The organism is Streptomyces sp. NPDC004629 (assembly GCF_042873595.1).
In the GTDB taxonomy this organism is placed as follows: domain Bacteria; phylum Actinomycetota; class Actinomycetes; order Streptomycetales; family Streptomycetaceae; genus Streptomyces.
This window is the reverse complement of the sequence record NZ_JBIALO010000010.1, coordinates 36,953-58,886: the sequence shown is the minus strand read 5'-3', so window position 1 is coordinate 58,886 and position 21,934 is coordinate 36,953. Positions and strand designations below refer to the sequence as shown.

18 protein-coding genes are annotated in these 21,934 nt (G+C 72.9%); 13 read left to right on the top strand and 5 right to left on the bottom strand.

From position 1 onward, the window contains the following. Positions 1 to 71: 71 nt before the first annotated feature. From ACFYTE_RS16890 to ACFYTE_RS16860, 7 genes are all read left to right on the top strand, one after another. Positions 72 to 1,184: a Vms1/Ankzf1 family peptidyl-tRNA hydrolase gene (locus ACFYTE_RS16890; RefSeq protein WP_388710265.1), complete on the top strand. Its 1,113-nt coding sequence runs from the start codon at positions 72 to 74 to the stop codon at positions 1,182 to 1,184. A 421-nt stretch (positions 1,185 to 1,605) separates the two neighbouring features. After that, complete coding sequence (locus ACFYTE_RS16885) at positions 1,606 to 2,835, top strand: substrate-binding domain-containing protein (RefSeq protein ID WP_388710263.1); 1,230 nt, start codon at positions 1,606 to 1,608, stop codon at positions 2,833 to 2,835. Between the two features lie 33 nt (positions 2,836 to 2,868). After that, positions 2,869 to 3,633 carry an ABC transporter ATP-binding protein gene (locus tag ACFYTE_RS16880; protein ID WP_388710261.1) on the top strand — a complete coding sequence of 255 codons (765 nt, stop codon included), beginning with the start codon at positions 2,869 to 2,871 and terminating at the stop codon, positions 3,631 to 3,633. Between the two features lie 68 nt (positions 3,634 to 3,701). After that, on the top strand, positions 3,702 to 4,493 hold the full coding sequence (locus ACFYTE_RS16875; protein ID WP_388710789.1) for an ABC transporter ATP-binding protein: 792 nt from the start codon (positions 3,702 to 3,704) through the stop codon (positions 4,491 to 4,493). After that, on the top strand, positions 4,493 to 5,380 hold the full coding sequence (locus ACFYTE_RS16870; RefSeq protein ID WP_388710259.1) for a branched-chain amino acid ABC transporter permease: 888 nt from the start codon (positions 4,493 to 4,495) through the stop codon (positions 5,378 to 5,380). The genes ACFYTE_RS16875 and ACFYTE_RS16870 overlap by 1 nt, the downstream gene beginning before the upstream one ends. Continuing rightward, positions 5,377 to 6,630 (top strand): branched-chain amino acid ABC transporter permease, encoded by a 1,254-nt coding sequence (locus ACFYTE_RS16865; protein WP_388710257.1) that lies wholly within the window; start codon positions 5,377 to 5,379, stop codon positions 6,628 to 6,630. Before ACFYTE_RS16870 ends, ACFYTE_RS16865 begins: the two co-directional genes overlap by 4 nt. Continuing rightward, positions 6,627 to 7,571: an alpha/beta hydrolase gene (locus ACFYTE_RS16860; RefSeq protein ID WP_388710255.1), complete on the top strand. Its 945-nt coding sequence runs from the start codon at positions 6,627 to 6,629 to the stop codon at positions 7,569 to 7,571. Before ACFYTE_RS16865 ends, ACFYTE_RS16860 begins: the two co-directional genes overlap by 4 nt. A gap of 68 nt (positions 7,572 to 7,639) precedes the next feature. Here the strand turns inward: ACFYTE_RS16860 and ACFYTE_RS16855 are convergent, their stop codons facing one another. Then, on the bottom strand, positions 7,640 to 9,754 hold the full coding sequence (locus tag ACFYTE_RS16855) for a helix-turn-helix domain-containing protein (protein WP_388710253.1): 2,115 nt from the start codon (positions 9,752 to 9,754) through the stop codon (positions 7,640 to 7,642). Positions 9,755 to 10,131: 377 nt separating this feature from the next. Between ACFYTE_RS16855 and ACFYTE_RS16850 the strand changes: the two genes are divergently transcribed. Then, on the top strand, positions 10,132 to 11,604 hold the full coding sequence (locus ACFYTE_RS16850; RefSeq protein ID WP_388710251.1) for a PHB depolymerase family esterase: 1,473 nt from the start codon (positions 10,132 to 10,134) through the stop codon (positions 11,602 to 11,604). A gap of 119 nt (positions 11,605 to 11,723) precedes the next feature. Here ACFYTE_RS16850 and ACFYTE_RS16845 read toward each other — a convergent pair whose 3' ends face one another. After that, the gene (locus tag ACFYTE_RS16845) at positions 11,724 to 12,344 is read right to left on the bottom strand and encodes a TetR/AcrR family transcriptional regulator (RefSeq protein ID WP_388710249.1); all 621 of its coding nucleotides are present in this window, start codon (positions 12,342 to 12,344) and stop codon (positions 11,724 to 11,726) included. 104 nt (positions 12,345 to 12,448) lie between these two features. Here ACFYTE_RS16845 and ACFYTE_RS16840 point away from each other — a divergent pair, with 104 nt between their 5' ends. Together ACFYTE_RS16840 and ACFYTE_RS16835 are read left to right on the top strand one after the other, a co-directional pair. After that, a complete protein-coding gene (locus ACFYTE_RS16840) occupies positions 12,449 to 14,734 on the top strand; it encodes a glycoside hydrolase family 3 N-terminal domain-containing protein (RefSeq protein WP_388710247.1) in 2,286 nt (761 codons plus the stop codon). Between the two features lie 268 nt (positions 14,735 to 15,002). Beyond that, positions 15,003 to 15,527 carry a hypothetical protein gene (locus ACFYTE_RS16835; RefSeq protein WP_388710245.1) on the top strand — a complete coding sequence of 175 codons (525 nt, stop codon included), beginning with the start codon at positions 15,003 to 15,005 and terminating at the stop codon, positions 15,525 to 15,527. Positions 15,528 to 15,652: 125 nt separating this feature from the next. Here the strand turns inward: ACFYTE_RS16835 and ACFYTE_RS16830 are convergent, their stop codons facing one another. From ACFYTE_RS16830 to ACFYTE_RS16820, 3 genes are all read right to left on the bottom strand, one after another. Continuing rightward, positions 15,653 to 16,615 carry a zinc-dependent alcohol dehydrogenase family protein gene (locus tag ACFYTE_RS16830; RefSeq protein ID WP_388710243.1) on the bottom strand — a complete coding sequence of 321 codons (963 nt, stop codon included), beginning with the start codon at positions 16,613 to 16,615 and terminating at the stop codon, positions 15,653 to 15,655. Positions 16,616 to 16,840: 225 nt separating this feature from the next. Next, entirely contained in the window at positions 16,841 to 17,467 is a 627-nt protein-coding gene (locus tag ACFYTE_RS16825; protein ID WP_388710241.1) for a glyoxalase, read from the bottom strand. Positions 17,468 to 17,635: 168 nt separating this feature from the next. Continuing rightward, positions 17,636 to 18,505 carry an alpha/beta fold hydrolase gene (locus tag ACFYTE_RS16820; protein WP_388710239.1) on the bottom strand — a complete coding sequence of 290 codons (870 nt, stop codon included), beginning with the start codon at positions 18,503 to 18,505 and terminating at the stop codon, positions 17,636 to 17,638. Positions 18,506 to 18,653: 148 nt separating this feature from the next. On the opposite strand from ACFYTE_RS16820, the gene ACFYTE_RS16815 reads away from it, so the two are divergent. The 3 genes from ACFYTE_RS16815 (at position 18,654) to ACFYTE_RS16805 (ending at position 21,934) form a co-directional block, all read left to right on the top strand. Next, positions 18,654 to 19,169 (top strand): CGNR zinc finger domain-containing protein, encoded by a 516-nt coding sequence (locus ACFYTE_RS16815; RefSeq protein ID WP_388710237.1) that lies wholly within the window; start codon positions 18,654 to 18,656, stop codon positions 19,167 to 19,169. Positions 19,170 to 19,436: 267 nt separating this feature from the next. Then, the gene (locus ACFYTE_RS16810) at positions 19,437 to 20,537 is read left to right on the top strand and encodes an LLM class flavin-dependent oxidoreductase (RefSeq protein ID WP_388710235.1); all 1,101 of its coding nucleotides are present in this window, start codon (positions 19,437 to 19,439) and stop codon (positions 20,535 to 20,537) included. Continuing rightward, positions 20,534 to 21,934 (top strand): NtaA/DmoA family FMN-dependent monooxygenase, encoded by a 1,401-nt coding sequence (locus ACFYTE_RS16805; RefSeq protein WP_388710233.1) that lies wholly within the window; start codon positions 20,534 to 20,536, stop codon positions 21,932 to 21,934. The genes ACFYTE_RS16810 and ACFYTE_RS16805 overlap by 4 nt, the downstream gene beginning before the upstream one ends.

The following is a 21,934-nucleotide window of genomic DNA, read 5'->3' as shown; positions in this document are numbered from 1 at the left end:
GGACGCGGCGGACGACCGGCCCGGCCACGCCGCACGGCGCGTCGGCCGCAGCGCGCACCCGGGAGAAGACCATGGATCTTGCTTTTCTGTATCCGCTGTACGAACGCTCCGGGCCCTGGGCGTCGGTGTACGTCGACCTCTCACGGCACACGGAGGACACACCGCACGAACGGGAGCTGACCGCCCAGGCGGTCGGCCGCGAGCTGGCCGAGCAGGGAGCCGACGAGCCGACCTGCCGGGCCGTCACCGAGGCCGTGGACGATCTGCGCCACTCCACCGATCCGCACGGCCGAGCCGTCTTCGCGCATGCCGGCGAGGTGTTCCTGGACCCGCCGCTGGCCCGGCCGCCGGGCGGCACCTCTGCCCGGTGGGCGCCCCTGCCGCATGTGGCGCCGCTGCTGGAACTGGCGGGCGAGGACCCCGTCTGCCTGGTGGCGTACGTCGACCGCAGGGGCGCGGACTTCGAACTGCGCAGCGGGGTGGGCAGCCGTGGGACGGGCTCGGTCACCGGTCAGTCCTGGCCCATCCACCGCACGGCGACGGCCGACTGGTCGGAGCGGCACTTCCAGCTCAGGGTGGAGAACACCTGGGACAACAATGCCGGGGAGATCGCCGACGCGCTCGCCGCGTGCCAGGACGAGGTCCGCGCCGACCTGCTGATCCTGGTCGGGGAGCAGCGGGAGTGCCGTGCCGTGCACGAGCGGTTGCCCCAGCAACTGGCCGACCGCGTGGTGGAGGCCGACCACGGCATCGGCAGCAGGCTCCTGGACGAGGAGGTCGAGCGGGCCCGCGTCGAGCACGTCCGTCGGCGCGCGGAAGCGGAGCTGGGACGGTTCCTGGCCGCCCGGACCCCCGACGCCGAAGGGCGTGCCGGAGCCGTGGAGGGCGTGCCCGCGCTGGTCGAGGCGGCGCGTGAGCACCGCATCGACGAACTGCTGGTCCGTCCGGACGGCCCCGACACACACCGCGAGGTGTGGATCGGCGAGGCCCCCGACCAGGTGGCGGTGCGGCGCACGGATCTCAAGACACTGGGCGAGCCGCGGCCCTGGCCGACCCGCGCCGACGACGCCGTGATCCGCTCCGTGGTCGCCACCGACGCCGCGGCCCTCTCGGTGACCCCGGCGACAGGAACGCACGAGGACATACCCGCGGGCGGACTGGGGGCGCTGCTGCGCTGGAGGTGACGCGGCGGGCCTCAGGCCGTGGGCGGCATCTCGCCGGCCGGGGAGCCAAGGCAGTGTTCGCCGACCACCCGATCCTCCGGCCGTTCCCGCAGGTGGAACGGCCGGTGTTCGAGCTGAGCGGGGCGGAGACCGCAGACCGGCGGCTGCCCCCTCCGAGGACCCGACGACGACCACGGGCAGGCTCGTCGGCCTGGAGCGGCGCGGCCGACCGTTCTCTATGGGCCGGAACCATGTGGGACGGACATATGTGCACCACCTCAGCTGCGGTGGTCAACACCATATCGGCAGCCCTTCGGTGGCTCCTACCGTCCCCTGCGTCAGCAACCGCGCCGCCGCCGTCCGCCGTACATGTGCCGCCGCCACTGTCCGCGGCACGGCTCGGCGCGGCATCCACCCCCCGGGAGCCGGTCCGATGCCCACGATGCCCGCACACCGCGCACACCTGCGCCGCACCAGAATCCTCGCCGGGGCCGTCCTCGCGGCCGCCGCACTCCTCGCCTCCGGCTGCGCCGAGGCCGGCACGGCGGGCTCCGACTCCGCCGGCGACTCGAAGGGCACGGCGGCCGTGAAGGTCGGCCTCGTCTACTCGAAGACCGGTCCGCTCGCCGCCTACGGCAAGCAGTACATCGAGGGCTTCAAGGCCGGTCTCGATCACGCCACCAACGGCACCGGCAAGGCCGGCGGCCACACCATCGAGATCACCGAGCGGGACGACGCCGGTGACGCCTCCAAGGCGATCGCCGCGGCCAAGGACCTGATCGGCAAGGGCACGAAGATCCTCGCGGGCAGCACGGACTCCGGCATCGCCCTGCAGATGGCCCCGCTGGCCGCCCAGAACAAGGTGCTCTTCATCGACGGCCCGGCCGCCACGGACGGCCTGACCGGCATCAACAAGTACACGTTCCGGTCCGGCCGGCAGTCCTACCAGGACACCCTGACCGCCGCCGCGATGCTCGGCGACGCCAAGGGCAAGAAGGTCACCGTGCTGGCTCAGGACTCCACCTTCGGTCAGGCCAACGTCGACGCCGTGAAGGCGGTGCTCGGCGGCGAGGGCGCCACCGTCTCCTCCGTGCTGGCCCCGCCCAGCGCCACCGACCTGACCCCGTTCGCCCGGCAGGTCAAGTCCGCCGCACCCGACCTGGTGTTCGTGGCCTGGGCGGGCGCCACCGCCCCCGCGCTGTGGACCGCCCTCGACCAGCAGGGCGTGCTGACCTCGTCGAAGGTCACCACCGGCCTGGCCGGCACCGCCTCGTACCCCGTCTTCGGGGCGGGCGGCGAGAAGATCACCTTCCTCGCGCACTACTTCCCGGGCGCGGCCGGCACCGACGCCGAGAAGGCCATGACCGAGTCGGTCGAGAAGGCCGGCGGCACCCCCGACCTGTTCACCCCGGACGGCTTCACCGCCGCCCAGATGATCGTGCGCGCCGTCGCAGCGAGCGCCACCGACACCGACGCCATGGTGAAGTCCCTGGAGGGCTGGACGTTCGACGGCGTCAAGGGTGAGCAGCGGATCCGCGCCGAGGACCACGCCCTGCTCCAGCCGATGTTCCAGGCGCGGCTCAAGGGCAGCGGCAAGACCGCCGAGCCGGAGCTGGTCCGGACGCTCCCGCTGGACAAGGTGGCCCCGCCCGTCAAGCCCCTGGCGGGCTGACCCGTGACCACGGCATCCCGCAGCGCGGGAGGCGTGTCCGGTGCGACGGCGGCTCCCGCGGCCGTCCTCGGTCTGGACCGCGTCGGCTGGAGCGTCGGCGGCGCGACCATCCTCTCGGACGTCTCCCTGGACGTGTACGAGGGCGAGTTCCTCGCCTTCATCGGTCCCAACGGGGCCGGCAAGACCTCGCTGTTCAACCTGATCAGCGGGCTGGTCCCGGCCACCACGGGCCGCATCGTCCTGGACGGGACGGACATCACAGGCGAGGCCCCGTACGTGCGGGCGCGGCGCGGCCTCGGCCGCACCTTCCAGACGTCCAGCCTGTGGCCCGCGATGAGCGTCGCCGAACACGTCCGGCTCGCCGCGCAGGCCGCGGTCGGCGGCTCGTACCGGATCTGGCGGCGGGCCCCACGGCACCAGGACAAGGTCGACGACGTGCTGGCCCGCACCGGCCTCACGCACCGCGCCGACGCCCCCGCCCGGTCCCTCTCGCACGGCGAGAAACGGAAACTGGAGCTCGCCGTCCTGCTGGTCGCGGAGCCCCGGCTGATGCTGCTGGACGAGCCGATGGCGGGCGTCAGCGCCGAGGAGGTACCCGCCCTGACCGAACTCATCCGCACCCTGCACCGTGAGGAGGGCCGCACCGTGCTCATGGTCGAGCACCACATGGACGTCCTGCTGGGCCTGGCCGACCGGCTCGCCGTGATGCACCACGGCAGCCTGCTCGCGCTGGACACCCCTGAGGCCGTCACCGCCGACGCCACCGTCCAGCAGGCCTACCTCGGGGAGGCCCTGTGAGCCCCGACCGGGCGGCCCGAACCGTCACCGCCGCACCCCCCGCACCCGGCGGCGCTCCCCTGCTGAGCGTGCGCGGCCTGCGGGTACTGATCGGCGGCCGGCACATCCTGCACGGCGTCGACCTCGATGTGGCCGAGCAGGGTGTCACCGCCCTGCTCGGCCGCAACGGCGCGGGCAAGACGACCACTGTGCGGGGCGTGCTCGGCCTGGTGCCGCGCACCGGCAGCGTGCTGCTGGACGGCGAGGAGACCGTGGGCCTGCCCACGCACACCCTGGTGCGCCGCGGCATCGGCTACGCGCCCGAGGACCGTGGCGTCTTCGCCGGGCTGACCGTCGCGGAGAACCTGCGCCTGGCCGAACGCGGCGACGGCGAGCCGGACTACGCCCTCGTCCACGAACTCTTCCCCGAACTGCTCAAGCGCGCCAAGCAGGCGGCCGGCACGCTCTCCGGCGGCCAGCAGCAGATGGTGGCCATCGGCCGCACCCTGCTCAACGGCAATCGGCTGATCATCGCGGACGAGCCGACCAAGGGCCTGGCACCGAAGGTCGTCACCGAGGTCACACAGGTACTGGAGCGTGCCGCCGAGGCCGTCCCGGTGCTGCTCGTCGAGCAGAACCTCGCCATGGTCCGCCGGCTCGCCACGCACTGCGCGGTGCTCGCCGACGGCCGCACCGCCCACCAGGGGCCCGCCGCCGGCCTGCTCGGCGACCCGGACGCCACCCGCCGGCTGCTCGGTGTCGGCCGCGCGCCCACCGCCTCCGCAGCCCTCGCGGCGCCGGCCGCCGCTCCGCCCGACGGGTCCGCCGACGCCGATGCGCCCGCGGGTCCGCGGTCCGACCGAACGGAGGCCGACGCCTGATGGACACCGTCGTCCTGCTCACCCTGACCGGGCTCGGCCTCGGCGCGCTGTACTTCCTCATCGCCTCCGGCCTTTCGCTGATCTTCGGCTTGATGGACGTGCTCAACTTCGCGCACGGCGCGCTGCTGTCCATCGGCGCCTACGCCACCTGGTGGGCCGCCTCAGGCAACCTGCCCGGCGCCGGCTCCGGCGGCGCCGGCTTCGTGCTGGCCGTCGGGTTCGGCGTGGTGGTCGGCACCCTCGCGGCGGTCCTGCTCGAACTGGCCGTCGTACGACCGCTGTACACCAGGCCCCGCGAGCAGGTGCTGGCCACGGTCGGCGTCTCGCTGGCCGTGCCCGCGCTGCTCGCGGGCATCTGGGGCACCGACGCGCTGACCTTCCCCGGCCCGAAGGCGCTCAAGGACACGGTCGGTGTGCTCGGCGCGCAGATCCCGGCCAACCGGTTCGTGCTGATCGCCGGGGCCGTCCTGGTCTGGGCCGGTCTGAAGCTGTTCCTGGACCGCACCCGGCACGGACTGGTGGTCCGGGCCGGTGTCGAGGACCGGGCCATGGTGACCGCGCTGGGCATCGACGTCGGCAAGGCGTTCACCCTGGTCTTCGCCATCGGCGGTGCCGCCGCCGCGCTGGGCGGCGCACTCGGCGGCCTGTACTTCGGTTCGGTCGACCCCCGCCAGGGCACCTCGCTGCTGATCTTCGCGTTCGTGGTCGTCGTGACGGGCGGCATGGGCTCGGTGACCGGCGCGGCCGTCGCATCCGTCGTCATCGGGCTCGTCCAGCAGTTCGCCAACTACTACACCACCGCCGGACTCGGCGACCTCGCCGTCGTCGTGCTGCTCGCCGCCCTGCTGCTGGTGCGCCCGCGCGGTCTCACCGGGAGGCTCGCATGAGCACCGTCACCGGCACCGGCGCCGCTCTCGCGGCCGGTGCGGAGCGTTCCGCCGCCCGCCGCCTGCTGCGCTGGTGGCCCGTGGGCCTGTTCGTCCTGCTGTTCGTGCTGCCCTACGGCGCCATCGAGGTCCCCGGTCTGCTGGACGGGCCCGTCGGCAGTCCCGGAAGTCTGCAACTCCTCGCGCTGTGCCTGCTGTTCGGCGCCCTGGCGACGGGCTACGACCTGCTGCTGGGCCGCACCGGCCTGCTCTCCTTCGGCCATGCGCTGTACTTCGCAGCGGGCAGCTACGCCACCAACACGATGATGCAGGAGGCGGGGCTGTCGTTCGGCCTGTCCGCCGTGCTCGGCCTCGTCTTCGGCATCGCCCTGGCGGTGCTGCTCGGCTCGGTCGCCCTGCGCGTCACCGGCATCGCCTTCTCGATGGTGACGCTGGCCTTCGCCCAGGCCGCCTCCATCCTGGTCGCCCGCGACCCGGGCGGCTTCACCGGCGGCGAGGAGGGCCGCGCGGTCGCCGCCGATCTGCTGCCGTCGGCACTCGTCGGCATCGAGAACACCGCCAACCTGTACTGGATCACCCTCGCGTTTCTCGCCCTCACCCTCGCGGTCGTGCACTGGACCACCCATTCGCCGACCGGCCGTGTCTGGGAGGGCATCAGGGAGAACGAGCGGCGCGTCGAGGTGCTGGGCCTGCGCCCGTACGGGTTCAAGCTGCTGGCCTTCACCGTCGCGAGCGCACTGGCCGCGCTGGGCGGCATCGTGCACCTGCTGCTGACCGGCGGCTCCACCCCGCACACCACCAGCTCCGAGTTCACGCTGTCGCTGCTGGTGATGGTCGTCCTCGGCGGCTCCGGCACCCGGTGGGGGCCGATGCTGGGCGGTGTCCTGTACACCTGGGCCGACCAACGCCTCGGCGATGTCGCCGGCTCGGCGGCCGTCGCGGACCTGCCCGCCGTGCTGCGGGTGCCGCTCAGCCAGCCGCTGTTCCTGCTGGGCGTGCTGTTCGTGGTCATCGTGGGCGTCCTGCCGGGCGGCCTCGCCGCCCTGCCCGGACGTGTCCGTGCCGCCCGCGCCGCGCGCCGCGGTGCCGACGCCGGCCCGGGTGACGGCGACGGCGGTCGCGGGGAAGAATCGGATGCCGACGGATCCGGGTCCGGTACCGGCGGTGGGCGGACCGCTCCCGCCGTCCGGCACAGCAGGGCGTCGGCCGCTTCCGCCGACGCCGACGTCAAGGAAAGGCAATCGTCGTGACCACCGCCGACACCCCGCCCGCCGAAGCGCCCGCGGGCCCCGAGCCGCTGCCCTTCGAGGAGCTGAGCGTCCCCGTGCCGGGCGGCGACCTGGCCGTGCTGCGCTGGGCCGCCGCCGATCCCGGGGCGCCCACGGTGCTCGCCCTGCACGGCATCACCGCCAACGGGCTGTCCTGGGGGCCGGTCGCCCGCCGTCTCGCGGGCCGTGCCACGCTCGTCGCCCCCGATCTGCGCGGACGCGCGGGCAGCCGGGACCTTCCCGGGCCGTACGGCATCGCCGCGCACGCCGACGACGCCGCCGCGACGGCCGAGGCGCTGGGGCTGCGACGGCCGGTGCTGGCCGGGCACTCGATGGGCGCGTTCACCGCGGCCCTGGCCGCGGTACGCCACCCCGAGCGGTTCGGTCCGCTGCTGCTCGTGGACGGCGGGGTCGGGTTCCCGGCCCCCACCCAGCTGTCCCCTGACGAGCTGATGACCGCGGTGATCGGCCCGGCCATGGACCGGCTGTCGATGACCTTTCGCGACCGGGCCGCCTACCGGGCGTTCTGGCGGGTCCACCCCGCGTTCACGGACCGGTGGACGCGGGAGGTGGACGCGTACATCCAGCGCGACCTGGTGGGTGAGGAGCCGAGCATGCGGTCCTCGTGCCGTCTGGAGGCGGTCCGCACCGACGGTGTCGGCCAGTTCGAGGAGGACGTGCTGACCGCGATCCGCCGTCTGCCCTCCCCCGCCACGCTGCTGTGGGCGGAGCGCGGTCTGATGGACGAGCCGCAGGGGCTGTACGACGAGGAACGCCTCGCCCGCGCCGCCCTCGACGGCACCGGCGTCACACCGTTGCGCGCGCCGGGCACCAACCACTACACGGTGCTCACCGGTGAGGACGGCGCGGGCCTCGTCGCCGACCTGCTGCTGAAGGCGGCCGTCCGGTCGACGGGCCGCTGACACACGGGGGCGGGGCGGCTGACACGCGAGGGCGGCGGACTGGCGGCCGCCCACCGCCGGCAAGCGGGTCAACCGCTCAGTTCCCGCAGTCTGAGGGCCAGTTGCAGCTCCAGCGCGCGGTCCGGGCGGCTCCAGTCCGCGCCGAGCAGCGCCTCGATACGGTCGAGGCGTTGCACGACCGTGTTGACGTGCACGTGCAGCGTGTCCTTGGCGCGGGTCAGGCTGCCGCCCGCGCCGAAGTAGGCGGCGAGCGTGGGGACCAGCTCGGTGCCCCGCCGGGCGTCGTAGTCCAGGAGCGGCCCGAGCGTGCCGCGCACAAATCCGCTCACGTCCTTCTTGTCGCTCAACACCATGCCGAGGAAGCCCAGTTCACCGGCGGACGCGCCGTCGCCGTGGCGGCCCAGCACATGCAGGGCGCGCAGGCAGCGCACCGCCTCGGCGTGCGCGTCCGCGATCCGGTGCGGCCCGCAGACCGGTCCTGCGGCCGCCACCGTGACCGGGGCGCCCGTGAGGTGCCCGAGCTGTAAGGCCGCGGCACGGGCGCACTGACCGGGCGTGAGCCGTTCGTCGGCCACCGTCAACAGCACGACGCCACCGGCGTGTTCGGCGCCGGCGCAGCCGGCCGGGGCCCCGAAGAGGTAGCGCACGGCGGCCGAACCCAGCCGCTCCCGGGCCGTGGGCTCCGTGTCGGCGACCAGCACCAGATACGGCCGGTCGAGGTCGATGCCGAGTCGGCGGCCCCGTTCGGTGAGCAGCGCGGGGTTGCGTCCGGCGTCGGTCAGCAGGTCGGTGACGAGTTCGCCGCGCACCCGGTTCTCGGTCTCCGCGACCGTGCGCCGCAGCAGCATGAGCAGGCCGGTGACGACGCCCGCGCGCTCGAACATCCGCCGGTCGGCGTCCGCCAGCGGGTGGCTTTGGTGCAGCACCATGATGGCCAGCAGTTCGTGCCCGGCCAGCACCGCGCAGACCCACCGCCCCGAGCGGGCCACCGCGCGGCCCGCCGTACGGGACTCCTCGGCGGCCGACACCAGCCAGCCCGCGTCCATGGAGTCGGCGGCGAACGGTCCGCCGTCGTGCCGTACCGCGGCGAGCGGCCGGCCGGCGGGATCGTGCACGGTGAGCGCCCCGTCGAGCAGTCCGGCCACCGCGACGGCCACCTCCCGCACGTCCCCGCCGCGCAGCACCAGGTCGGTGAGCCGGTCGTGTGCCTCCTCGGCCCGCTGCACGGCCGCCGCGTGCGCCCGCACGACCTCGTTGACCTCGGCGAGTTCGGTGAGCGCGGCCCGGGTGTCGTCGAGCGCGCGGGCCGTGTCGATGGCGATGGCGGCGTGCGCGGCGAGCGAGGAGAGCAGCGCCACCTCGTCGGGGCTGAACGAGCGGGGGCTGCGGTCGGCGGCGAACAGCACGCCGATCACCTTCCGGTCCCCGCCGTGCACCGAGCCGAGCAGCAGCGGCACACCGAGGATCGCGACCAGACCCTCCTCGGACACGCCCGCGTTGATGTCGCGGGTGTGGCGGAAGCGCTCGTCGGTGGAGTAGTCCGGGGTCGCGTACGGGCGGGCGGTCTGCGCCACCAGGCCGCCCAGTCCCTCGCCGAGGTCCAGCCGGAGGTGTTGGAACACCGGGGACACGGAGCCGTCCGTGACCCGCATGTAGGTGTCCCCGGCCTCCTCGTCCGGCAGCGTCAGATACGCCGTGTCGGTGCCCAGCAGCATCCTGGCCCGCCGGACGATGGCCTTCAGCACCTCGTCGACGTCGCGGGAGGCGGCGAGGTCGCCGGCCGTGTCGAACAGGGCGGCGAGTTCGAGTTCCCGGCGGCGATGCGCGCGCAGCGAGCTGCGCACCCGCAGCGCCGTGGCCACCGCCCGCTCGGTCTCCGCCAGGTCCGTCCCGTCGACGCCCGCCTCGCGCGCCTGCCCGGTGACCGCGCCCAGCGCCTCGGCGGGCGCGTCGGCGGCGAGGAGTTCCAGCAGATGCCGCAGGTGCGAAGCGGCCGAGGCGCCGCGGGAGTTCCCGCCGCCGCTCTTGATCAGGTCGGTACCGCTCAGGGCCCCGCGATCGCCGCTCACCGTGCGGTCGGCCTCCCCGCCGAAGGCGTGTGAGGGCTCGTCGGCGCGGGCCCGGGGCACCGGCATCTCGGCGACGGTGCGCCCTTCGCCACCCACTGCCGTGCTCGCTTCCATGTCCGTCTCCTGTCTCGTTCCCCCCACCTCTGTGCTTTCCCCACCCTGCGTTCGCTGGCCGCCACCGTAGGAAGCCGAACCGGCCGAACACACAGGGTCGGCCCATACATTCCCCGGCCCAGCCATGGTGTCCGGCCCCATAGGGCCTGGACCGGGACGGACTGCACACGGACACGCTCTTCGCTCTTCGCAGTGCGCGCTGGGCTCTTGGCATGACCCCGGCAACGGACCGTACCCACACATCCCAGGAGGCCCGATGGCGCACCGCCACATGTCCGCCCCCACCCCACCGCGCCTACCGTCCCCCTGACCCCAGAGCCGCACGAACGGGTCAATCCCCCGCCTCCGTGCGTCTCACGAACTCCGGAGGTACTACCGTGCGCCCCACCCTGCTCAGCCGACTCGCCCGGCTGGTCGGACGGTTCGCCGTGTCCGGCCTGCTCATGGCGGCTGCCGGGACCACCGCCCTCGCCCCACCCGCCTCCGCCGCGGACGGGTTGACCCAGGTGACCGGATTCGGTTCCAACCCCGGCAATCTGTCGATGTACACATACGTCCCCGCGGGATTGCCGGCCGGCGCCCCGCTCGTGGTCGCAATGCACGGCTGCGGCCAGACGGCCAACGGCTACTACGCCAACTCCGGTTGGACCAAGCTGGCCGACCAGTACGGCTTCGCGCTGGTGTTCCCGCAGACCGGCGCGGCGAACAACTCCCTCTCCTGCTTCACCTGGTTCGACCCGGCCGACTCCACCCGCGACAAGGGCGAGGCCGCCTCGGTCACCCAGATGGTCACCAAGGCCGAGTCGCTGTACGGCTCGGACGCCCACCGCGTGTACGTGACCGGCCTGTCGGCGGGCGGCGGCATGGCCGCGAACCTGCTCGCCGCGTACCCGGACGTGTTCGCGGGCGGCTCGATCGCCTCCGGCCTGCCCGCGCAGTGCGCGACCAGCCAGATCGGCGCGTCCAGCTGCCAGTACGGAAGCCTGGGCCTCACCCCGGCCCAATGGGGCGACAAGGTCCGCGCCCAGTACCCGGGTTATGCCGGACCGTGGCCGCGCGTCGCGATCTGGCAGGGCACCTCGGACTACACGGTCTACCCCGTCAACGCGACCGAGCTGCGCGACCAGTGGACCAATGTCCACGGCATCTCACAGACCCCGTCCAGCACCACGAGCCTGCCCGCGGGCACCACGCTGACCAGCTATGACGACACGTCCGGGAAGCCCGCCGTACAGCTCTACCAGATCAACGGCATGGGCCACGGCCTCGCCGTCGACCCGGGCTCCGGCGCCGAGCAGTGCGGCACCACCGCCGCGTACTTCCTCGACACCATCTGCTCCAGCTACTACACGGCGAAGTTCTGGGGACTCGACCAGGGCGGCGGCACCGCCCCGGGCGACGGCGGTGAGCAGCTTCCCGCGCCGACCGGCCTCACGGCCGACCCGGCCACCGACACCTCGATCTCCCTGAGCTGGTCTCCGGTCCAGGGTGCCGCGTCCTACCGTGTCCACCGGGGCGGCACCCAGGTCGGCACACCCACCGGCACCACGTTCACCGACACCGCCCTGACCCCGGCCACGGCGTACACGTACACGGTTGCCGCGGTCGCCGCCGACGGCACGGTCGGCACGGCCTCCTCGGCCGTCACGGCCACCACCACCGGCTCCGCGCCGACCTGCACGACGGCCACCAACTACGCCCATGTCACGGCGGGCCGGGCCCACACCAGCGGCGGCTCCACCTACGCCAACGGCTCCAACGAGAACATGGGGTTGTACAACGTGTTCGTCACCCACACCCTCAAGCAGACGTCGTCCGGTCACTACGTGCTCGCCGACTCCGGCTGCTGACCCCGGCCGCTGCCCCTTGCCCCATGGCGGGATTTTCAACCGGGTGGTAGAAAAGATGGACGGTTCCCGGACCAGAGGGGGGAGAGGGCATGGGGCAGCGGCGCGTCGGCTCGGCCGCCCTAGTCCACCGGGGTGGTCAGCACCTGCTGGAGGAAGAATCTCAGCGGGCTCACCAGGTCCACTTCGTCGGGATTGGTCAGCCACTGGACCTGGAGCCCGTCCATCAGCGCGATGAAGCCGACGGCCGCGGTACGCGGCTCGACCCCCTCGCGCAGATGCCCGCCCTCGGCCATGGCGCGGAAGGCGGAGTGCATGTAGTCACGCGCATCCCGGTAGTGGCGGGTGAAGTAGTCGTGCGCCGGATGCTCGGGCGTGACCGCCTCGGCCGCCAGGCGGACGTACAGCTCGACGATGCCGGGATGGCGCGCGTTGTGGGCCGCGAGCGCGAGGAGGTGGCGCACACCCCCGATGCCGACGGGTTCCCGGGGAAAGCCGCGGGCGTCGTCCTCCTCGTCGCGCCGCTCCAGCACGGCGGCCAGCAGCGCCTCCCGGTTCGGGAAGTAGTAGATCAGCGTCGCATGACTGATGCCGACCCGCTTCGCGATCTCCCGCAGCGACGCGCCGTGGTACCCGGCGTCGGCGTACACGGACGCGGCCGCGGTGACGATCTCCTCGCGGCGCTGTCGGCCTTTGGCGTAGGCGGGCGTGGCGCCCGCGGTGCGGGTCTCGGCAGGGGTCATCCACCCATCATGCCCCAGCCCCGGCACTGACCAGCCGCCCCTTCCCGCCGCCCCCCGTCGTCGTATCCGTATCCACCTTCTTTGCCTCACGAACAGGAACAAGCATGGCCGACCTCCCCTACCGCGACCCCGCACTGCCCGTTCCCGCACGGGTCGAGGATCTGGTGTCACGCATGACGCTGCCGGAGAAGGTCGGACAGATGCTCCAGCTCAACGCGAAGGACGGCGTCACCCATCTGATAGAGGACCTGCACGTCGGGTCGATCCTGCACGCGTCGCCGGACCGCATCGTGCAGGCCATGGACCTCGCCGAGGGCACCCGCCTGGGCATCCCGTTGCTGATCGGCGAGGACTGCATCCACGGCCACTCCTTCTGGCCCGGCGCCACCATCTACCCGACCCAACTGGGCATGGCCGCGTCCTGGGACGCTGAGCTGGTCGAGCGCGTCGCCCGCGCGAGCGCCGTCGAGATCTCCGCCACCGGCGTCCACTGGACCTTCTCCCCCGTGCTGTGCATCGCCCGCGACCTGCGCTGGGGGCGGGTGGGCGAGACCTTCGGCGAAGACCCCTATCTGCTGGGCGAGTTCGGCTCCGCGATGGTGCGCGGGTACCAGGGCGACGGCCTGGACGACCCCACGGCCGTGCTCGCCTGCGCCAAACACTTCGCCGGCTACTCCGAGACCCAGGGCGGCCGCGACGCGAGCGAGGCCGACCTCAGCCGCCGCAAGCTGCGCTCCTGGTTCCTGCCGCCCTTCGAACGCGTCGCACGCGAGGGCTGCCGCACCTTCATGATCGGATACCAGTCGATCGACGGCGTGCCCATCACCGTGAACCAGTGGCTGCTGCGCGAGGTCCTGCGCGACGAGTGGAACTACACGGGCACCCTCGTCACCGACTGGGACAACGTCGGCCGCATGGTGTGGGAGCAGCATGTGTGCGCCGACCACACCGAGGCCGCGGCACGGGCCGTGCGCGCCGGAAACGACATCATCATGACCACGCCGCAGTTCTTCGACGGCGCACAGGACGCGGTGGCCCGCGGGCAGTTGACGGAAGCCGAGATCGACGCCGCCGTACGCCGCATCCTCACGCTGAAGTTCGAACTCGGGCTCTTCGAGAACCCGCGCCGGCCCGACCCCGCCCGACAGGCCGTGTCCATCGCATCCCCCGATCACGCCGCGCTGAACCTGGAGATGGCGCGCCGCAGCCTCGTCCTCCTCTCCAACGACGGCACGCTGCCCCTTGTGGACGAGGCGACGGCCGACGCATCGGGACGGGCCGCGGCGCCCGCCGGGGCTGCCCCGCGGCGCATCGCCGTGATCGGCCCCAACGCCGACGCGGCCGACGCACAACTCGGTGACTGGGCCGGTTCCTCCGGGCAGGCCGACTGGCTGCCGGACGGCCATCCGCGGCATCTGACGGAGACCGTTCTGGACGGTCTGAAGGCGGTCGTGCCCGCCGACTGGTCGGTCACCCACGCCCGTGGCTGCCACATCGCGGAGTTCGTGCCCGATCCGCAGGGACCGCTGCTGCCCGACGGGCAGCCCGCTCCGGACATCGTCGTGCCCGCCCGGCCCGACCCGGACCTGCTGCGTGAGGCCGTCGCCGCCGCCGAGGACGCCGACCTCGTCGTCGCCGTCGTCGGCGACACCATCGGCCTGATCGGTGAGACCCGTTCCACCGCCACCCTGGACCTGGTCGGCGGCCAGATCGAACTCCTCGACTCCCTCGCGGCCACCGGGAAACCCATGGTCGTCGTGGTGATCAGCTCCAAGCCGCAGGTCCTGCCGCGGTCGGCCGTGGACGCGGCGGCGCTCATCCAGGCGTTCAACCCGGGCATGCGCGGCGGGCGTGCCATCGCGGAACTCCTGCTCGGTCTGATCGAGCCCAGCGGCCGCCTCCCGCTCACCGTTCCGCGCCACGTCGGTCAGCAGCCCGTGTACTACAACCAGATCCGCGGCCAGCACGGGGACCGTTATGCCGATCTGACCCAGGACCCGCTGTTCGCGTTCGGCGAAGGACGCGCGTACACCGACATCGCCTACACGGACCTGCGGATCCATACGCCGCAGGTCGGACCGGGCGACGACGTGCGCGCGACGGTCACCCTCGCCAACACCGGCCGCCGGCCGGCCCGCGAGACCGTCCAGGTCTACGTGCGCGACCTGGTCACCTCGGTGACCTGGGCCGACAAGGAGCTCAAGGCCCATCGGCAGGTCGATCTGCGGCCCGGCCAGACGGTCGACGTGGACATCGTGCTGCCCGCCGCCGACTGCACCCTCGTCGCGGCGGACGGGCGCCGCGTCGTGGAACCCGGCGCGTTCGACCTGCTGGTCGGCTCCTCGTCCCGCGACCGCGATCTGCTGGTGGGGCGATTCAGGATCGTTTGAGATGACCAAATCCCCGGTTGTACCACTCTGACCAGTGGCGTTGTCGCAGTCGACGTCCGCTTGAAAGACGTTGCTGCTCGGCCTCCTGCTGGGCCTGTCCGTCGCCGACGGCGGCACCCTGGAGATCCTGGGTGCCCCTGACCGGCGTCATCGCCGGTCAGGGGCCCTGCCCGCCATGTGGGCGGTGTGTCCGCTCGCGACCCGTCCGGAACCTTCGTAAGGTCCCAGTGACCCTGGAGGTCCGCGCCACAACACGGGCAGGAACCGCATGGACCACTCGACGCACATGTCCCCGCTGCCGTCCGTGGTGGCGATGGGGCTCGCCGGGTTTGTGCTCGCCGCCGTGGTTCCGGGCCTCGTCCTGCTCCTGCGGCGGGCGCCGCTGTGGGAGCGGGTGAGCCTGCCGGCCGGTGCCGCCCTCCCGCTGCTGGTGCTGACGCACGCGTGGGCGGTGCTCGCCGGCCCGGCGGCCGCACTGCGGCCACCGGGCGGCTCGTTGGTGACGGAGCCGGTGCTGGTGGCGGCGGCCGTGGTGTTCTGGGTCCCGGTCGTCGGCCGCACCCGGCACCGGCTGGGCGACCCGGGCCGGTGTCTGTACCTCTTCCTTGCCGCACCGCTCCTCGACCTGCCCGCCCTCGGCGTCATCGCCGCCGGGCACCCGCTGGAGGGGCTGGCCATGATCGTGGGCATGCTCCCCCTCGCCGTCGCCGCGGCCGCCGTCACCTGGTCGTGGGCGAACGAGGAGGAGCGCACAACCATCCTCCCCCCGGAACCCGACCCCGTCACCCCTTGACCAACGCCCCCACCGACACCAGCCCCCAGCACCCGCACAGTCACACGCCCACGGCAACCCACCAGGGGGGAACTGCGCGCCCAGCCACCACCCACCCGCACAGACTGCGCACCGCACCCCGGCGGCTACGGCGTGAGCACGATCCTGCCGAACACCTCGCCGGAGTCCATCTTGCGGTGCGCCAGCGCGGCCTGCTCCAGCGGCAGCACGTCGTGGACCACCGTGCGCAGCTCACCACGGCTCGCGGCGGCGAACTGCCCGGCGCGCACGGCACGTCGGTCGGATGCGGGCACGGTCGCGGCGCTGAAGGTGGCGAACGACATCGACTTCTGAAACGCCGCCATCATCCTGGTGCCGAAGTCCGCCGGCGGCTGACCTCCGACCGCGCCGACCGCGACCAGGCGTCCGTTGGGGTTGAGTCTGCCGAAGAAGGCGGGCATGTCCGCGCCCGCGACGACGTCGATGATGACGTCGAAACCCGAGGGAGCATCCTCGGCTCCTTCACCGGAGCGGTCCAGCACATGGGTCGCGCCCAGCTTGCGCAGCCGCTGCCCACGCTCGGCCGACGAGGTCGTGACCGCCACCGCACCGGCACCGCCACGGGCCGCGAGCTGGACCGTCATGATCCCGATGCTCCCGGCGGCACCGCGCACCAGCACGGACTCGCCCGGAGCGAAGCGGGCATGGGCGAGGCCGAAATGCGCCACCACCGCGGAACTCCCGAGCGTCACCGCGTCGACCGCGGACAGGCCCGCCGGAAGGGGAAGGATCTCCCCGGCGGCAGCGACGGCCTGCTCGGCATAGCCGCCGCCCGTTCCGGTGAACGCCCACACCCGCCGGCCGACCCAGGACGCATCGACGCCGTCGCCGACCGCGGTCACGGTGCCCGCCACCTCGCTGCCCGGGACGTGCCCTTCCTTGAAGCCGTAGCCGGCGAGGGCGCCGCTCCGGATCAGGGTGTCGGCGCCGCTGACGCCGATCGCCTCAGCGACGACCAGCAGTTGTCCGGGGCCGGGGTCCGGGGCGGGGAGATCGATGAGTGCCAGACCTTCCGGACCGCCGAACGCCTGGATGGCGACTGCCTTCAATGCCGTCTCCTTGTTCTTGCGCTGCGTTCTCGCGCTGCGTTCTCGCACCGCACGCGTCATACGCCGTCGGACACTAACCGGCACCGGCGTCCGCGCCGCCGAAGTGAGAGCGAGGACCGTCGATTTGTCTCACCCGCCGTACACCGAGCGTGGGGACAACCCGCTCGCGGCCCCGTGCGACCGGCACGCCACGTGCACGCCCGGCTGCGGGACAGCGCGGGGACTTCAGGACGTCGCCGCCACGGACGCGGCCTCCCACGCGAATCCGTCCGGGTCGGTGAAGGGCCCGCGGGCGCCGCCGATCACGAGCCGGTGCGAACCGGTGCCCTCGGCGGGGACACCGGCGTCCTTGGCCAGGGCCCGGCGCCGGTACAGCGCCAGTCGGACGGGGCTCGACGCGGTGGCGAACTCGACGTACACGGGGCCGAAGCTCTTGCTCACGGCCAGGCCCTGCTCGACGTAGAACCGCTTGCTCGCGGCCACGTCCGCGACGCCCAGCAGCAGCACGATCCGGTCGATCTGGCGGGTGTCGGGGCCGGTGTCCTTCTTCGCGGAGGTCGCCACCTTCCAGATCGTCCCGTCCGGGGCCTGTACGACACCGCCGTAGCCCCAGAGGGACTTCGCGACCGGTTTGAGCGGCCTCGCGCCGGCGTCGAGGGCGGCGTCGACGAAGCCGCGGACGGTCGCGGGCCGGGACACCGTGAGCGACAGCGTGAAACCGCGAAAGCCGGTCGTCGGCGCCTCGGAGGCACGCAGACGCACCTGGGTGTCCAGCCCGAAGGCGGTGGTGTAGAAGCGGCGGGCGGCCGTGGGGTCGGCCACCTCAAGGGTGACGGGTTCGATGGACGTCATACCCGCCAAGCTAGCCACGCCTCCCCACCCCCCGCTTCTCCATTCCTGACCGTTCCCACGCCCCCCGTCTGCGGGGGTTCCTCGTGGGCGGGCCGAACCTGCCCATTGCGGCCGACTGACCAACTGCCGCCGGTGCGGAAAAGCACCGCCGCCGTGCCGTCCGCCGGTTCAGGTCAGGGTGCGGGCGAGGAAGGTGCGGATGTGGTCGGTGATGGGGCCCAGGTGGGTCTCCAGGGCGAAGTGGCCGGAGTCGATCAGATGGATCTCGGCGTCGGGCAGATCCCGGCCGAACGCCTCCGCGCCCGCGGGGCCGAAGATCTCGTCGTTCGCGCCCCACACCGCCAGCAGCGGCACTCGCGAGTCGCGGAAGTACCGGTGGACCTGCGGATACAGGTCCACGTTGGTGGGGTAGTCGCGAAAGAGCCTGAGCTGGATCTCGTCGTTCCCGGGCCGGTCGAGCAGCGCCTGGTCATGGACCCAGTTGTCGGGGCTGACCAGGCTGGGGTCGGCCACGCCGTTGACGTACTGCCAGCGGATGCTCTCGGGCGTCAGGGCGCCGCGCACGGACGCCTCGGTCTCCGGTCCCGGCGCCTCGGCGTAGGCGAAGAGGCCGTCCCAGAAGGGCTTGACGAAGCCCTCTTCGTAGGCGTTGCCGTTCTGCGTGATGATCGCGGTGATGCGGTCCGGGTCCCTCAGCGCGAGCCGCCAGCCGATGGGGGCGCCGTAGTCCTGTACGTACATCGCGAACCGGTCGATGCCCAGGTGCCGAAGCAGCCCGGAGGTGACGTCGGTGAGGGCGTCGAAGGTGTACGGGAAGTCGCGCGGGGCCGGCATCGCGGACTGGCCGAACCCGATGTGGTCCGGCGCGATCACGTGGTAGCGGTCGGCCAGGGCCGGGATCAGCAGGCGGAACATGTGCGAGCTGGTCGGGAAGCCGTGGAGGAGGACGACCGCGGGTGTCTTCGGGTCGCCGGCCTCCCGATAGAAGACCTCAAGGCCGTCGACCGTGGCGGTGCGGTGGTGCACGGCGGGAGCCATATCCCTGACCCTTCTGTTGACTTCGTCGGTCACATGGCCAGTCGAGCACACCACCCCTAACCCGTCAAGCCGCGTTCAATGGTTAGGCTGGTCGGGTGAGGGGGCTCGTGTAGCCTGTCGAACGATCAGGCAGGTCAGGAGGCGCGAGGTGGCCGATCGGGAGCGGCAGGACACGCTGCTGGAGCTCCTCAACACCACGCCGGTGGAGGGCGGGGCCGTCCAGGACCGGCTCGCGGACCCGGAGGCGGCCAGGCTCTGGCAGCAGGCACACGGCGGCAGCGGCACCGCCGAGGAGCGACGGCACCTCGTGCGGGCCCGCGACGCCCTGCAGGCCGTGATCCGCGGCAGCGACCCGGCCTCGTCACTGACCCCGCTCCTGGCGGACGTCACCGCGCACCCGCGCCTCTCCCCCGCCGGAGTCTCCTGGGAACTCGACGTCCCCACGGACCGCCGGATGGCGGTGGACGCGATCATGACCTGGAGCGCATTGCAGGAGACGACGCCCGGACGCCTGCGGCCGTGTGCCAACGCGGACTGCCGGCGGTTCCTCGTCGACCGCAGCAAGACCAACAAGGCCCGCTGGTGTTCCATGGCCGTCTGCGGCAACCGGATGAAGGCCAGGCGTCACTATCAGCGCACACGCGACGCCGCGCCCACCGACTGACGGCGCCCTTGACACGCGCCCGGACCGACCACTTACGTTGAACCCGCACGTTCCGGACCGGTGGAGGACTTCGATGCGCGTACCTGGCGTGGCACCGCAGGGTGCCGGCACGGGTACGCCTCTGATCACCCGGCGGCATGTCGACTACTGCCGCACCTCCTCCGCGGTCTGTCCTTCCGTACACATCTGACCCTGCCGGCCCGCACCGCCGGCCGTCTCGTCGTGGCCCCGCGCCCGTCCGCTCCCGTGTTCCCGGAAGGATCACCCATGCCCGGTCCCGCCCTGCACCTCGCCGTCGAACTCGACGGTGACGGCGCCCATCCCGCGGCCTGGCGCCGCGCCGCCCACTCCCCCGACCAACTCCTCACCCCACGCCGGGTGGCCCACCTCGCCGCCGTCACCGAGAACGCCGGGTTCACCCTGATCACCCTGGACGACGGCGTGCTGCCGCCCGGTGCCGCGCCCGATCCGGTGGGCCGTATCGGCGCGGTGGAGCGTGCGGCCTTTGTCGCCGCGTCCACGAGCACCATCGGCATCGCGCCCGTCGTACCGGTCACCTACGCCGAACCCTTCCATGTCGCAGGACAGTTGGCGTCCCTGGACCACATCTCCGCGGGCCGGGCCGGCTGGGTGGTGACGCAGGAGGACCGGCCCGAGGCGGCCCGCGCCTGGGGGCGTCCCCTGGTCGGCGACGCCGCCGCGCGGGCACGGGAGTCCGGTGACGGTGTGGAGGTGGCCCGCGCGCTGTGGGACTCATGGGAGGACGACGCGGTCATCCGCTCCGTGGCCACCAGCCGCTACCTCGACCGCGACCGGCTGCACTACATCGACTTCACCGGACAGACGTACGCGGTCAAGGGCCCGGCGATCGTGCCGCGTCCGCCCCAGGGGCAGCTCGTCGTCCTCGGCCGCCCGGACGCGGTGCCCGCGGACCGGCTCGACGTCGCCCTGGTCACGGGCCGCGACCGTGCGGCGCTGGCTGCCGCCGCGGCGGACGCCGGCACCCCGCTCGTGTTCGCCGAAGTCGAGGTCGCCCTGGACACGCCGGACGCCACCGGTGCCGAGCGCGTCGCCGACCTGGAGCGCCACGCGCCCTGGAACGACCGCGGCCGACTGCGCCACACCGGGCCCGCATCCCAACTGGTGGCCCTACTGGAAGAGTTGAGCGCAGTCGTCGACGGCGTACGACTGCATCCGCTGGTGCTGGACGAGGACCTGCCCGTCCTTTCCCGGCTCGTGCTCCCCGCCCTCGCCGAACGACGCCGCATCACCCGCCCGCTGCCCGGCACGTCCCTGCGTTCGACCCTGGGTCTGCGCCGCCCCGCCAACCGCTTCGCCGTCGCGGCCACCCAGGAGGATGCCCGATGACCCGCACCGACCCCCTCGACGTCCCCCGGCCGCACGCGCGGCTCCACCTCGGCGTGTTCTTCCAGGGCGTCAACCACTGGACCATCTGGTCCGCCCCCGAGAGCGGCTCGCAGATCGACCCCGCCTCCTTCCAGCGGGTCGCCCTAAGAGCCGAACAGGGCCTGTTCGACGCGTTCTTCCTCGGTGAGGGGCTGCGGCTGCGCGAGGTCGACGGCCGGATCCACGATCTCGACGTGGCGGGGCGGCCGGACGCCATCACCCAGCTCGCCGCGCTGGCCGCCGTCACCCGCCGGATCGGCCTGGTCTCCACCTCCAACTCGACCTTCAACGAACCCGCCGACCTCGCCCGGCGCCTGTCCGGCCTCGACCTGCTCTCCGAAGGCCGCGCCGGCTGGAACGTGGTGACCACGGACAACGCCTGGACCGGCGCGAACTTCCGCCGGGGCGGCTACCTCGACCACGCCGAGCGCTATCGGCGCGCCGAGGAGTTCCTCACCGTGGCCCGCGCCCTCTGGGACGGCTGGGAGGACCGTGCCGTCGCCGGCTCCGCGGGCGCCCCCGCCTGGTCGGCGCCCTCGGCCGTACGCCGAGTACGGCACCGCGGACCGCAGTTCGACGTCGACCTCGCCCCGACCCTGCCGCGCAGCGCCCAGGGCCATCCCGTCATCTTCCAGGCCGGGGACTCCGGCGAGGGACGCGACTTCGCCGCCCGCAACGCCGACGTCATCTTCTCCGCGCACGGCTCGGACTTCGACGACGCGCTCGGCTTCGCCGAGGACATCCGGCGCCGGCTGCGGGCCGTGGGGCGGCCCGACGACGACCTGCGCATCCTGCCCGGCACGGAGATCATCCTCGGCGCCACCGAGGAGGAGGCGCTGGAGAAGAAGCGCTGGATCCGGCTGCAACAGGTCACCCCCGCGACCGCGTTGGGGATCGCGGGACTGCTGTGGGGCATCGACCTGTCCGGCCGTGACGCCGACGGCCCGCTGCCGAAGGAGGATCCGGTCGTCACCGAGAACGACGGCTCCTTCGGTGCGCGGCGCATCGCCGACCCGCGTACGGTGGTGGCCGAGTGGCGCGCGAAGGCGGAGGCGCACGGCTGGTCGCTGCGCGAGACGGTCATCGCGCTCGGCCCCCAGCGCGGCCACGTGGGCACCCCGTCCGGTCTCGCCGACAAGTTCGCCCACTTCGTGCGGCACGGCGCGATCGACGGTTTCAACGTCACGCCGTACCTGATCCCCGACGGCCTCGACGACATCGTGGACCTGCTCGTCCCCGCGTTGCAGGAGCGCGGCGTGTACCGCACCGAGTACACCGGTACGACGCTGCGCTCCCACCTCGGGCTGCGCGCACCCCTCACCCACCGGGCCGCGGCCCGCGGGCAGGAGGCGGGCTGA